The following is a 13,273-nucleotide window of genomic DNA, read 5'->3' on the forward strand; positions in this document are numbered from 1 at the left end:
AAGGTGAAGACGTCTTCGAGCTGAGGGGCTGCCGCTCCGGCGCAGCGAGCAGGGTAGCGGGCTCGGCGCGGAGGAGGACCAAAAGGAGACCAGAACATGAGATCTATGCATCGCATGGCGTGAAATGAGCCTCAGACCAACTTAGAAACCCGCGGAATGCCAGGGATCCTGGCCTCTTCGGCCGCCTGGGGGTCAAGTGCGCTGGGCGATCAGCTGCGCCTGTTCAGGTGACCAGAAACCCCCGGATTAGTCGGTACCAGCCGGTGGTTGCCGGTAGTGTGGCTGTTATGAGAACCGCAGAATCACGCGGTTTCTCGCCCGATCGCCGCTCAGGCACGAAGGACTCTGGACCCCGTCAGTTGTTCTGGGCGTGAGTCCGAAGCTCGACCCATCAAGCACCCATCTCAATTACCCGCCAAGACCCGCCACCGACAGGCTACACTCGTACCAAGCGAACCGCCCGGTTCCCTGTAAGCACAAGGGAATCTGCGAGTTCCCGAGACGATCGGCGGAGACCGGAAATCGACCGGTTCCTCCAGGGGGTGGCCGGCTCGGGGAAGACCTCGATCGCGCTCCACCGGGTCGCCTTTCTGCTCTACCGGTTCAAGGACACGGTCTCCGCCGACGATGTGCTCATCCTCTCCCCCAACAAGGTCTTCGGTGACTACATCAGCAACGTGCTCCCCGAACTCGGCGAGGACGAGGTCCCCGAGACCGACGTCGAAGGTCTGGCCCGGCGCCTGCTCGACGGGCTCGTCGACTTCGAGACCTTCGGCGAACAGGTCACGTCACTGCTGGACGGCACCGATCCGCAGGCCGCCGAGAGGATCCGGTACAAGTCCACCCCTGAGTTCGTGGCCGAGCTCGAGGGCTGGATCTCCGACCGGGCCGAGTGGGGCTTCACCCCCGAGTCCATCCGCCAGCAGGGCGAGGAGCTCAGCGCCGACTGGGCGGCAGAACGGTACGCCGCCCTGGAGTCCTGGCCCCTGTTCACCAGACTCGAACGTCTCGCCGAGGGCGCCGTGCAGCGGCTGAAGAACGCGATCCCTCGGCGTCGGACGTGGACGGCCGCGGACACGCGCAGCGTGCGCAAACAGGTCGCCGCCATGTTCCCGGACAAGGACCCCTGGGCGCTGTACCAGTCCTTCTACCGGGAGGGCGGTCGCGAGTCGATGTTCCGTCGGATGGGACGCAAGAAGATCGAGTACGCCGACGTCTTCCCGCTGATCCACACGATCCTGCTCACCACCCGCACCGCCTCCCCGTATGCGGAGGTCCGCCACCTGCTGGTGGATGAGATGCAGGACTACACCCCCGTGCAGTATGCGGTGCTGAAGCAGCTGTTCCCGTGCCGAATGACCATCCTGGGTGACGCGAACCAGTCGGTGAACCCCTACAGCTCCTCGTCGGCGCAGGCCATCCGCAGCATCTTCCCGCAGGCAGACTGCCTGGGGCTCAATCGCAGCTACCGCTCCACCCTGGAGATCACGGACTTCGCTCAGCACATCTCCCGGAATGAGAAGCTCACTCCGGTGGAGCGCCACGGCCCGGCACCTGAGGTCGTGCCCTGCAGCGACCGGGAGGAGGAGCAGGCGAAGATCCTGGAGCTGATCTCGGACTTCGAACGCAGCGAGCATCAGTCGATGGGCATCATCTGCCGGACCATCGACCAGGCGCGCGAGCTGGATGAGGTGCTGCGAACCCACGGGGTGGACGCCACCCTGCTGGACTATGACAGCGAGGAGCTCTCGGGGCAGATCGTGCTCACCTCCGCTCACGTGGCCAAGGGGCTCGAATTCGACACCGTGGTGGTGCCCGGTGTGGACGAGGAGAACTACCGGCAGGACATCGACCGCGGAATGCTCTACATCGCATGCACCCGTGCCATGCATGAACTCACGCTGACGCACCACGGTCGGCACTGCGCCTTCCTCGACTTCGCGGTGGAACCCGCCGTCGCCTGAGCGTCCGGCGCCGGTGCTGATGAGGAATAATGGCGGCTCGACGGGCGTCCGTCTATGACGCCTTGAGACCTGAGCCGAGTTTCCTGAGGAGCATACCTGTGGCCACCAACCCCATCCGCGTCGCCGTCGTCGGCGTCGGCAACTGCGCCGCCTCCCTGATCCAGGGTGTGGAGTACTACAAGGACGCCCCGGCCGACCAGCAGGTGCCGGGCCTCATGCACGTCCAGTTCGGCGACTATCACATCTCGGATGTGCAGTTCGTGGCGGCCTTCGATGTCGATGAGGCGAAGGTGGGGCTGGACCTCTCCAAGGCGATCGGTGCGAGCGAGAACAACACCATCACCATCGCCGACGTCCCGCCCACGGGTGTGACGGTCCAGCGCGGACCCACCCTGGACGGGCTGGGCCGCTACTACCGGGAGACCATCACCGAGTCCTCCGCCGCGCCGGTGGACGTGGCCGAGGCGCTGAAGGCCGCCGAGGTCGACGTCGTCGTCTGCTACCTGCCGGTGGGCTCCGAGGAGGCCGCCCGGCACTACGCGCAGGCCGCCATCGACGCCGGCGCCGCCTTCGTCAACGCGCTGCCGGTGTTCATCGCCGGCACCGAGGAATGGGCACAGAGGTTCACCGACGCCGGCGTGCCGATCGTCGGTGACGACATCAAGTCCCAGATCGGCGCGACGATCACCCACCGTGAGCTGGCCGCGCTGTTCGAGTCCCGCGGGGTCATCCTGGACCGCACCTATCAGCTCAACGTGGGCGGCAACATGGACTTCAAGAACATGCTGGAACGCGACCGGCTCGAGTCCAAGAAGGTCTCCAAGACCCAGGCGGTCACCTCCAACACCAGCGCGGACCTGCAGGCCGAGGATGTGCACATCGGACCCTCCGACTACGTGCAGTGGCTGGACGACCGCAAGTGGGCCTATGTGCGCCTGGAGGGTCGCAACTTCGGTGACGCCCCCGTGGCGCTCGAGTACAAGCTGGAGGTCTGGGACTCGCCGAACTCCGCGGGCGTGATCATCGATGCGCTGCGGGCGGCCAAGATCGGCCTGGACCGTGGCATCGGCGGCCCCCTGGTCTCGGCGTCGAGCTACTTCATGAAGTCTCCGCCCGAGCAGCTGCACGACACGGTCGCCCGGGAGCGCGTGGAGGCCTTCATCCGTGGAGAGGTGGAGCGCTGAGGATCATCCTTCGGAGGGATGAGCCGCGGTGGCAGCCTGCCTAGGCTGAGTGCCATGAGCGGACAGCAGCCGGACGGCCCCCTCGGCACGCAGCCCCACACCCCCGACGACGGCGGCGCGCCGCGGGCCGCCGGTGAGCCCGCCCAGCCGGCACGGCCGCCGCGGCTCGTCGCCGTCGACGCCCTGCGAGCCGTGGCGCTGCTGGGCATCCTGGCGGTCAACATCTGGTTCTTCGCGGAGCCCGGGCAGCTGACCACCGGCGAGTTCCACCGGGAGATCCAGGGCCCCGGCGACCAGCTGGCGGCCTTCACCGCCACACTGCTCTTCGAGGCGAAGTCCTATGTGGTCTTCTCCTTCCTCTTCGGGCTGTCCTTCGTGATGCAGTGGGCCTCGGCCCACCGGGCCGGGGTCTCCGAAGTGGGCCGCTCGGTGCGCCGTTTCGTCACGCTGGCCGTGCTCGGTGTCCTGCACGGCATCTTCCTCTTCGTCGGCGACATCCTGCTGGCCTACGCGCTGCTGGGCTTCGCGCTGCTGGGCATGCGGCGGGTGCGCACCCGCACCGCGCTGATCGTCGCCGGCGTGCTCTACGGGGCGGTCACCCTGTTCCTGTTCGGCATCGCGGCGCTGGTGCTGCTGGCCGAAGGGACCCCCGGCTTCGACGAGGCTATGACGCTGCCCGGTGACGCCGACGCCGCCGTCGCCGCCTACACCGGGACCATCGGCTCGTATCTGGGCTTCCAGCTGGAGGCCTACGCCACCATGGCTCCCATGATCATCTTCGGGCAGGGGCTGATGGCCTTCGCCGCGTTCCTCATCGGACTGGTGGTGGGGCGCACGCAGCTGCTGGAGCGCATCGTCGGCCGGGACGTGCCGACCGGCCGCCTGGTGGCGATCATGCTGCCTGCACTGGTGGTGGGCCTGCTGATCTCCGGGGCTGCGGCCTGGATCGATTGGGGTGCCCCGGGGTCGGTGCCCACGGAAGAACCCGGCATGGGAGTGATGCTCCTGGCCCAGGCCCTCACCCTGGCCGGCGGGCCGGTCCAGTCCTTGGGCTACGTGATCCTCGCGCTGCTGGTCTTCCGCAGCCCGGCCTTCGGCTGGCTCACCGCCGCCCTGGCTCCCGCCGGACGCATGTCGCTGACCAACTACCTCGGCCAGTCCCTGGTGCTCGCCGTGGTGTTCTCCGCGCTGGGCCTCGGCCTGGCCGGTGAGCTCACCGCGCTGCAGATCGGCGTGATCGTGCTCGGGCTGTGGGCCGTCCAGCTGCTGCTCTCCCGGCTCTGGATGGCCGGCTTCCTCACCGGGCCGCTCGAGGCCCCGCTGCGGGCGATCACCTACGGCCGGGCTCCCCGCTGGCGGTGAGGCGACGCGGCCCACGGAGGTCCCCTCAGCCGGAAGGATGACCCGCCCGCCGTCGTCGCGGACCGGAGACGCAGAAGATCACCCCACAGGCTGAAGCCTGCCAGCCCACCGGCCCGTAGCGTGAGGGACACCATCACCACCATCAGGGAGGGTCCCGATGATCACCGCCGAGGCGCTGACCAAGGTGTATCGGGCCGGACGGTCCGGACCTCACCGGGCTGTGGACGGCATCAGCTTCACCGCCGAGCCCGGCCGGGTCACGGGATTCCTGGGCCCCAACGGTGCGGGGAAGACCACCACCATGCGCCTGGCCATGGGGTTGGACCGTCCCACCTCGGGCAGCATCACCGTCAACGGCCTCCCCGTCGGACGGCATGCCGCCCCGCTGCGTCAGGTCGGCGCGGTGCTCGACGCCGGCGCCACCCACCCCGGTCGCACGGGTCGCCAGCATCTGCGAGTGCTGGCCAGCACCCACGGGATCGCCCGACGCCGTGTGGACGAGGTCATCGAGATGACCGGACTGGGCTCGGTGGCCGACCGTCGGGTGAAGGGCTACTCCCTGGGGATGAATCAGCGTCTCGGCATCGGTGCCGCGCTGCTGGGTGACCCCGCCACCCTGATCTTCGACGAGCCCGTCAACGGGCTCGACCCCGAAGGGGTGCGCTGGGTCCGGCAGCTCGCCCGGCAGCTCGCCGCCGAGGGCCGCACTGTGCTGCTGTCCTCCCACCTGATGTCGGAGATGTCGCAGACCGCCGACCACCTGATCGTGCTCGGCCGGGGCCGCATTCTGGCCGACATGCCCCTGGCGGACTTCATCGACGCCGCCGGCGGGACCAGGGTGCTGGTGCGCAGCGAAGACGCCACTGAGCTGATGACGGCGCTCTCGGCGGAGGATGTCACCGTCACCGCCCATGACGCCGAGACCTTCGAGGTCGTCGGGCTCGACGCGCGGACCATCGGCCGGCGCGCCCGCGAGATCGGCGCGGCGCTGCATGAGCTCACCCCGCTGCGCACCTCCCTGGAGGAGTCCTACCTCCGGCTGACCCACGACGCCGTGGAGCACCGCAGCGGCGGCCTCACCCCCTCCAAGCCGGCCGCCGCAAGCCCGGGCGCCACGAATGCGGCCGGCACAGTCCCGGCCCTCACAAGCCCGGCCCTCACCGGTCCCGCGACGGCGGACCGAACCGCCGAGCAGGACGGAGAGCACTGACATGACCCCGGAGACCTCCGCCGCCGCCCAGAACCCACGTCTCAACACCGCCAACGGCACGGCCCCGCGGCCCACCCGACGCCAGCACGACGTCGACCCCACCCTGAAGGGCCTCAGCCTCCTCCGGGTGCTGAGCTCCGAGCTGCAGAAGATCCTCACGATGCGGGCGGCCTGGTGGCTCGGCGTCGGGGCCCTGCTCCTGGTGCTGCTCTTCGCCTGGATCTCCGCCATCAGCCTCAGCAGCATGCTCCGCTGGCAGCAGGAGGACCCGCTCTCCGCCCCTCCCGAGCGGGTCATGCGCGACATGGCCCTCGAGACTCCGCTGACCGGCCTGGCCTTCGCCGCCATCCTGGTCGGCTGCATCGGAGTCATCGCGATCACCTCGGAGCACGCCACCGGATCCCTGCGCTCCTCACTGGCCGCCGTGCCGCGGCGGACCCTGCTGTACACGGCCAAGGGTCTCGCCGTGGCGCTCGTGCTCGGTGCCCTCACCGCGGTGCTGATCCTCGGGATCCTGCTGATCGCGGTGCCCACCGCCGCCACCCACGGGCTGGCGCCGGATCTCACCGCCGGCGAGACCTGGCATCGGCTCATCACCCACTGGGCCGGCGTCGTGCTGGCCGGTCTCATCGGTTTCGGGCTCGGTGCGGTGCTGCGCAGCACGGCCGGAGGGATCGTCACCCTGGCGATCCTGCTGTTCGTGCTCCCGATGTCCCTGGAGATCCTCCTGGCGATGGCCGGGGACTCCGCGCTGATCGAGACCCTGCACCGGTGGCAGTTCGCGAACCTGATGACCAGCTTCACCGTGCCCGACCCGCAGCTCTCCGACCAGATGAGCACCCTGACCGCGGGCCTGGGGATGGTGGCCTGGACGGCGGCGGCGACGGTCGCCGGCGGCCTGCTGTTCCGGCGTCGTGATGCTTGAGGCACAGGCACCCTGTGCCGACTGCATGGACGCGTAGGCTCGAGACCATGAGCACGACGCCGCCGGAGACGCCCGCCGAGCAGCCCCCCGGGTGGCAGGACCTCGGCCTGGTCCGCCGCCGGGGGATGCGCGGCTGGTTCCGACGTCACCCCCGGACGATGAACGTCGTCGTCTCCGCGATCTACCTGCTGTTCTCGGCCTGGACCCTGCCCAGCGCGTTCATCGACATGGGCGCGCACGGCTGGTGGGTGGGTGTGGTCCAGGTGATCATCGCCGTCGTCCTGCTGTTCCGCCACCGGTGGCCGCTGGGGACCGCCGCGGTGGTGATGCTCGGCGAGGCGGCCGGGGTCTTCATCTACCCCTGGCAGGGCTCCCAGATGCTGGGCCTGTGCTTCGTCGTGTACTGCATCGGTCTGCACCGGGGTCTGACCTGGGGTCTCGGTGTCGGGCTGCCCGCCACCCTGGCGGCCTACCTCCCTCTGCTGCGGGTGGACACCTGGCTGGACCGCTATGAGTTCAACTACTGGGAGGAGGTCTTCGGCGTCTACTCCTCCCCGCAGGAGTCTCTCGTGCCGCTGGTGATCATCATGGTGCTCTCCGCGGGGATCGCCGCGGGCATCGGAGCCGCGGTGCGTCGCGGACGCAGCCATGAGCGGGAGATCCTCGAGTGGGCCGGTCACACCCGTCAGCTGGCGCAGGTCGCCGAGCGCAACCGGATCGCCCGGGAGATGCATGACGTGGTGGCCCATTCGTTGTCGGTGATGATCTCCCTGGCCGACGGCGCCCGGGTGGTGGTCCGCCGGGACCCCGAGCGGGCCGCCGAGGTCCTCCACGAGGTGTCCAGCACCGGCCGCACCGCCCTGGCGGACATGCGCCGGGTCATCGGGGTCCTCAAGCAGGGCGACGGCGTGGATCAGGCGCTGCGTCCGGCGCAGGAGTCCCTGGAAGAGCTCTACGAGGGCTTCCGGCAGGCGGGACTCCCCCTGATGGTCACCATGCAGGGCCCGCCGCTGCCCGACGATGCCGCCTTCGGACTCACGGTGCACCGGATCATCCAGGAGTCGCTGACCAACGTGCTGCGCTATGGTCGGCAGGTCAGCGCGGTGGAGGTCCGGATCGAGCACCAGCCGGGCCGCACCGCCGAGGAGGTCGAGGAGCTGCGCGCCCAGGGTCTGGACGAGCAGGAGCAGGCGGCGTTGGGGATGAGCAGCGCCGGGCAGGTGGTCCTCACCATCACCGACGACGGCCTCTCCCCGGAGGTGGGCCACCGAGCCCCCTCGGTGGGTTCGGGCCAGGGGGTGCGAGGGATGAACGAACGGGCGGCCTTCTACAACGGGTCCGTCTATGCCGGGCCCGGCCGGCATCGTGGATGGATGGTCCGCGCGGTGCTGGAGCCGCCGCCGAGCTCCTCGACGCCGTCATGGGCGTCCGGCGAGTCCGGCTGAGGAGACTGGACGGACGGGCCGTCGCCGTGGGGGAATGACCGTGATGAGGGGCGCCGCGGACGAGCGGCGCGGAGAATGAGGGGCACCGAGGATGAGGAGCAGGATGGACCAGCAGACTGACGCGCTCGAGCAGGCCGCCGAGCGGACCGGGCCGGTGCGGGTGATGCTGGTGGACGACCAGCACCTGCTGCGCATGGGGTTCCGCCTCATCCTGGAGGGCGAGGAGGACCTGGAGGTGGTCGCGGAGGCCGCCGACGGCGTCGAGGCCTTGGAGCTGATGCGCACCCTGCCGGAGGAGCAGCTCCCGCAGGTGGTCCTGATGGATGTGCGCATGCCGCGCATGGACGGCATCGAGGCCACCGGACGGATCGTCTCCGACCACCCCTGCGCCCGAGTGATCATCCTGACCACCTTCGACCTGGATGAGTACGCCTTCTCCGGGCTGCAGGCCGGCGCCAGCGCCTTCCTGCTCAAGGACGTCGCCCCGGAGGACCTGGTGGGCGCCGTGCGGGTGGTGGCCGAAGGCGACGCCGTCGTCGCGCCCCGCATCACCCAGCGGCTGCTGGAGACCTACGTGCGCCGGCCTGCTGGGTCCGACGACGGCTCACCGGCCGCGTCCCAGCAGGGGCCGGCTTCCCCGCCCGTCGCCTCGTCGAGCGCGGCTCCCCAGCAGTCCGGCACCCAGCAGTCCGCCACTCAGCAGTCCGGGGGTGGGCAGTCCGGCGGTGAGCGACCCACCGGCGAGCAGATCGCCGCGGCCCTCGACGACGGCGTGGTGCGCGAGCCGCTCACCCAGCGCGAGACCGAGGTGCTCTTCGCCGTCGCGGAAGGGCTGTCCAACGCGGAGATCGCCGGTCGGTTCTTCCTCTCCGAGGCCACGGTGAAGACCCACGTGCGCCGCATCCTCACCAAGCTGCAGCTGCGCGACCGGGTCCAGGCCGTGGTCTACGCGTACCAGACCGGCCTGGTGGGCTGAGTCCGGCTCAGGGCAGCGAGGAGGTGACGAGCCGGCCGGCCTGCACCACCGCTCGCAGGTGACGGTCCGGGTCGGCGAGCACGCCCGGGTCCTGCAGGGGGTCCCCGTCGACCACCAGCAGGTCGGCGGCCGCACCGGGAGCCAGGACGCCCAGGCGCCCTTCGGCGCCCAGCAGGCGGGCCGCCGTCTCGGTGGCGGAGAGCAGCACGTCCCGGGCCGGCATCACCTCCCCACGGATGCGGAACTCCGCGCACTGATGCGGATGCATCGCCCCCAGCAGGTCCGTGCCGAAGACGACGTCCACACCGCCGCGCCACGCCCTCTCCAGGGCACGCAGACCCGCCTCGAGGACGACGTCGACCTTCTCCTGGCTCGCCGGGGGAAGCCCTGCCGCGGCGCCTTCGGCCTTCAGCCGGTCGTAGGTCACCAGCGTGGGCACCAGGAAGGCGGAATGGGCTCGGAAGAGCTCCACGGAGTCGTCGTCGATGAGGTTGCCGTGTTCGATGCTGCGCACGCCCAGCCGCAGCCCGCGGTTCACGGCGCGCGCGGTGTAGGCGTGCCCGGCCACATAGCGGTTCGCGGCCTCGGCCTCCTCCACCACGGCCGTGATCTCGGAGTCGCTGAACTGCAGGGAGTCCACCCGGTCGGTGGGGGAGGCCACGCCTCCGGAGAGCATGATCTTCACGTGGTGGGCTCCGGTGCGGAGCTGGTGGCGGGCCGCACGGCGGACCTCCGACTCGCCGTCGCAGACCAGCCCGATGTCGCAGCAGGTGTCGTCCGAGGCGAAACGGCTGGGAGCGCGTCCGTCGCCGTGTCCCCCGGTGGGTGACAGCGCCCGGCCGCCGAACACCACCCGGGGACCTTCCCAGAGCCCTTCGGCCACGGCACGGCTGACGCCGTGGTCGGCCCCGCCGACGTCGCGGACCGTGGTGAAGCCGCGCCGCAGCATGGAGCGCATGATCTGCGACCCTCGGGCGCCCACGTAGAACGGCGACTCCTCCGCCTGGCGGAACAGGTCGGCGGTGCCGGCCAGCACGTGCACGTGGGCGTCGATGAGGCCGGGGATGACGATGCGGCCCCCGGCGGAGACCTCCCGAGCGTCGGAGGGCAGGTCCGGGGCGGAGCCGATGTCCTGGATGAGTCCCTCGGCCAGCACCAGCGTCTGGTTCTCCGTGAGGGACCCGGCCGCGACGTCGGCCACGGTGGCGTCACGGATGACCAGCGGGGTCGATCCGGGAGCGGCGGCGGGAAGATCGGTCATCGGTCAGGGCTCCTTGCGGGTGGACGGGTCGGTGGTGCCGGAGTCAGGGGCGTCGGGGCCGGAGCCGCCGGGTTCGGCGTCGGCCAGCTCATCCGGCAGGGCCTCCGCGCGCGGCGTGGTCACGAGGCTGACAACCACCAGGGCGACGACGGCGGCCGGCAGCGAGACGATGACGGCGTTGAGCTCGCTGTCGGCCAGCTGCTCCCAGCCGATGGTGACCAGCACCCCGAGACCCATGGAGGTCAGCACCGCGGGTGTGGTGGCCCGCCGCCAGAAGAAGGCCGCCATCAGTGGGGGCACCAGAGCCACGCCGTAGACGGTGTAGGAGTACATCTGCAGCTCCAGCACGGTGGGGAAGAACGTCCCCAGCACATAGGCCAGCACGGCGATCACCAAGATGGTGAGCCGGTGGGTCACGATCCGACGCCGGTCCGAGAGCTCGCCGCGGGAGAAGCGGGCGAAGCCGTCGTAGACGATGTTGCTGCCCACGGAGAGCAGGAAGCTGGATCCGGTGGTGATGATGAACGCCAGCGCGCTGGCGAGGATGAGCCCGCCCAGCACGGTCGGCATGAGCCCCGCCGAGGCGAGCCCGAGGACCGCGTCGCCCGGGTCGCCGTCGGGCAGCAGCGTGATCGCCGCGGTGGCCAGGACGATCACGGGGAAGTAGATCAGGAAGGAGGCGAAGAACATGCCCGCCATGGCGTGCCGGGCCGCGGCCGGATCCTTGGAGGCACCCAGCCGCTGATACATGTTCTGATCGGCGATGATGAGCAGGAAGGTCGGCAGGAAGTAGCCCAGCAGCGCCAGGGCACTCAGCCCGCCGGAGAACGTGGTGGCGTCCTCGGGCAGGTTCTCCCACCAGCCGGTGAAGCCGTCGGTGTGCCCCAGCACCAGGGGCACGGCGATGAGCAGCCCGGTGACGATGATCGCCGCGGAGAAGAAGTCGGACCAGGCCACGGACTTCAGCCCGCCGCCGAGCGCCAGGAAGGTGATGATCAACGTGGCGATGATCGCGCCCTGGCCGGGCGTCAGCCCGGTCACCAGAGCGATGATGCTGCCGCCGCCGGTGAACTGATAGGCCACGATCCCGATGTAGGCGAGGATGGTGATCGCCGCGGCGAGCATCCGCACCGAGATCCCGAAGCGCATCTCCAGGATCTGCGGCACCGTGTAGGACCCGGAGACCCTGATCCGGCGGGCCAGCACGTAGAGCACCAGGATGCCCAGCGGGGTGCCCGCGAAGAAGATCAGGGAGGCCAGCGGGCCGTAGCTGTAGACGAAGCTGGCGCCGCCGATGATGGTTCCGGAGCCGACCCAGGTGGCCACCAGCGTCCCCACCATGACCACCGTCGGCAGCTGGCGTCCCGCGAAGATGAAGTCATCCCCGGTGGAGATCTTCTTGGATCGGCTGAACCAGATGCCGGTGGCGATGAGGCCCAGCAGGTACAGGATCAGGATGCTCACGTGGACCAGGTTCACGGCCCCTCCTCAGCAGTGGTCGTCGTCACTGCCGACTGTAGGCGAGCATTCCTGGCGAAGGGCACAGCACACGCCCCGGTGGTCGGACAGGTTTCCCGACCGAACAGTAGGATGAGGTCATGCCTGAGACCTCCTCCACCCCGCAGACCACGGCCCTCACCGGCGACGCGCTCCTCGACGACCTCGCCGGCTACGTGACCGCCTCGCCGTCGTCGTATCACGCCGCCGTGACGGCGGCCCGGCGCCTGGTGCAGGCGGGATTCACCCAGCTCGGCGAGCACCAGGACTGGCCCGCCGCCCCCGGCCGGTACGCGGTGGTCCGCGACGGCGCGGTGCTGGCCTGGGTGGTCCCGGAGGGGGCGGACGCCACCACGCCGCTGCGCATCCTCGGTGCGCACACCGACTCCCCGGGGTTCAAGCTGAAGCCGAAGTCCACCGTGGTCAGCCACGGCTGGGTGCAGGCAGGCATGGAGGTCTACGGGGGGCCCCTGCTGAACTCCTGGCTGGACCGGGAGCTGCGCCTGGCAGGCCGGCTCGTCACCCGCGACGGCGCCACCCATCTGGCCGCCACGGGCCCGGTGGCGCGCATCCCGCAGCTGGCCATCCACCTGGATCGGAAGGTCAATGACGGGCTCACGCTCGGCAGGCAGGAGCACACGGCTCCGATCCTGGGCCTGGCCGGCTCGCCGGAGGGTGCCGCGGCGGCGGACGTGCTGGCCGTGGTGGCCGAGGCCGCAGGCGTCGCGGCGGATGAGGTCGACGGCTACGACGTCGTCGTCGCCGACTCCCAGGCACCGGCGCGTTTCGGCGCCGGGCGTGACGGCGCCGGGGAGTTCTTCGCCTCCGGCCGGCTGGACAACCTCTCCTCCGTCCACGCGGGGCTCGTCGCGCTGGAGCAGGTGGCGTCCTCCGCCGACGGCGGCGCGGTGATCCCGATGCTCGCGGCCTTCGACCATGAGGAGCTGGGATCCGCCTCCCGCTCCGGCGCCGCGGGTCCGTTCCTGGAGGAGGTCCTGGACCGCGTCTACGAAGGGCTGGGCGCGAGCGCGGGCCAGCGGGCCCGAGCCTTCGCCGCCTCTTGGCACCTATCCTCGGATGCCGGCCATGCGGTGCACCCGAACTATGCGGAGCGTCACGACCCGGCCAACCGCCCGCTGCCCAATGCCGGTCCGTTGCTGAAGATCAACGCCAACCAGCGCTACACCACCGACGCCCCGGGGGCGGCCATGTGGGCGCAGGTGTGCCGGGCCGCGGACATCCCCAGTCAGGAGTTCGTCTCCCACAACGACGTCCCCTGCGGCTCGACGATCGGCCCCATCACCGCCACGCGGCTGGGGATCCGCACCGTCGACGTCGGGATCCCGCTGCTGTCCATGCACTCGGCCCGGGAGATGTGCGGGGTCGACGACGTCGCTCATCTGCGTGACGCCGCGGCGGCCTTCTTCACGGCCGAGCTGACGGTGTGAA

General features: G+C 70.2%; 10 protein-coding genes. 8 read left to right on the forward strand and 2 right to left on the reverse strand.

The genetic code is table 11. The features are described from left to right. Positions 1-542: 542 nt before the first annotated feature. The 7 genes from Q7C18_RS12125 (at position 543) to Q7C18_RS12155 (ending at position 9,066) form a co-directional block, all read left to right on the forward strand. Entirely contained in the window at positions 543-1,964 is a 1,422-nt protein-coding gene (locus Q7C18_RS12125; protein ID WP_311025605.1) for a 3'-5' exonuclease, read from the forward strand. A 98-nt stretch (positions 1,965-2,062) separates the two neighbouring features. Beyond that, positions 2,063-3,148: an inositol-3-phosphate synthase gene (locus Q7C18_RS12130; protein ID WP_070161657.1), complete on the forward strand. Its 1,086-nt coding sequence runs from the start codon at positions 2,063-2,065 to the stop codon at positions 3,146-3,148. A 54-nt stretch (positions 3,149-3,202) separates the two neighbouring features. Continuing rightward, a complete protein-coding gene (locus Q7C18_RS12135; protein ID WP_311025606.1) occupies positions 3,203-4,510 on the forward strand; it encodes a DUF418 domain-containing protein in 1,308 nt (435 codons plus the stop codon). 157 nt (positions 4,511-4,667) lie between these two features. Beyond that, positions 4,668-5,720: an ATP-binding cassette domain-containing protein gene (locus Q7C18_RS12140; RefSeq protein WP_311025607.1), complete on the forward strand. Its 1,053-nt coding sequence runs from the start codon at positions 4,668-4,670 to the stop codon at positions 5,718-5,720. Between the two features lies 1 nt (position 5,721). Further along, positions 5,722-6,645 (forward strand): ABC transporter permease subunit, encoded by a 924-nt coding sequence (locus Q7C18_RS12145; protein ID WP_311025608.1) that lies wholly within the window; start codon positions 5,722-5,724, stop codon positions 6,643-6,645. A gap of 47 nt (positions 6,646-6,692) precedes the next feature. Further along, positions 6,693-8,090, forward strand: coding sequence for a histidine kinase (locus Q7C18_RS12150; RefSeq protein WP_311025609.1), 1,398 nt, complete (start codon positions 6,693-6,695; stop codon positions 8,088-8,090). A gap of 103 nt (positions 8,091-8,193) precedes the next feature. Further along, complete coding sequence (locus Q7C18_RS12155; protein WP_396954366.1) at positions 8,194-9,066, forward strand: response regulator; 873 nt, start codon at positions 8,194-8,196, stop codon at positions 9,064-9,066. Positions 9,067-9,073: 7 nt separating this feature from the next. Here the strand turns inward: Q7C18_RS12155 and Q7C18_RS12160 are convergent, their stop codons facing one another. Together Q7C18_RS12160 and Q7C18_RS12165 are read right to left on the reverse strand one after the other, a co-directional pair. Beyond that, the gene (locus Q7C18_RS12160) at positions 9,074-10,327 is read right to left on the reverse strand and encodes an amidohydrolase family protein (RefSeq protein ID WP_311025610.1); all 1,254 of its coding nucleotides are present in this window, start codon (positions 10,325-10,327) and stop codon (positions 9,074-9,076) included. 3 nt (positions 10,328-10,330) lie between these two features. Further along, entirely contained in the window at positions 10,331-11,806 is a 1,476-nt protein-coding gene (locus Q7C18_RS12165; RefSeq protein ID WP_311025611.1) for a sodium:solute symporter family protein, read from the reverse strand. 119 nt (positions 11,807-11,925) lie between these two features. On the opposite strand from Q7C18_RS12165, the gene Q7C18_RS12170 reads away from it, so the two are divergent. Then, complete coding sequence (locus Q7C18_RS12170) at positions 11,926-13,272, forward strand: M18 family aminopeptidase (protein ID WP_311025612.1); 1,347 nt, start codon at positions 11,926-11,928, stop codon at positions 13,270-13,272. Position 13,273: the final 1 nt, after the last annotated feature.

Source organism: Nesterenkonia sp. CL21, assembly GCF_031705515.1.
In the GTDB taxonomy this organism is placed as follows: Bacteria; Actinomycetota; Actinomycetes; order Actinomycetales; family Micrococcaceae; genus Nesterenkonia; species Nesterenkonia aethiopica.

Bases quoted from the DNA above. Each gene is read 5' to 3' on its own strand.
- Q7C18_RS12140 (WP_311025607.1), top strand. From the start codon at position 4,668: ATGATCACCGCCGAGGCGCTGACCAAGGTGTATCGGGCCGGACGGTCC.
- Q7C18_RS12155 (WP_396954366.1), top strand. From the start codon at position 8,194: ATGGACCAGCAGACTGACGCGCTCGAGCAGGCCGCCGAGCGGACCGGG.
- Q7C18_RS12145 (WP_311025608.1), top strand. From the start codon at position 5,722: ATGACCCCGGAGACCTCCGCCGCCGCCCAGAACCCACGTCTCAACACC.
- Q7C18_RS12150 (WP_311025609.1), top strand. From the start codon at position 6,693: ATGAGCACGACGCCGCCGGAGACGCCCGCCGAGCAGCCCCCCGGGTGG.
- Q7C18_RS12160 (WP_311025610.1), bottom strand. From the start codon at position 10,327: ATGACCGATCTTCCCGCCGCCGCTCCCGGATCGACCCCGCTGGTCATC.
- Q7C18_RS12170 (WP_311025612.1), top strand. From the start codon at position 11,926: ATGCCTGAGACCTCCTCCACCCCGCAGACCACGGCCCTCACCGGCGAC.
- Q7C18_RS12135 (WP_311025606.1), top strand. From the start codon at position 3,203: ATGAGCGGACAGCAGCCGGACGGCCCCCTCGGCACGCAGCCCCACACC.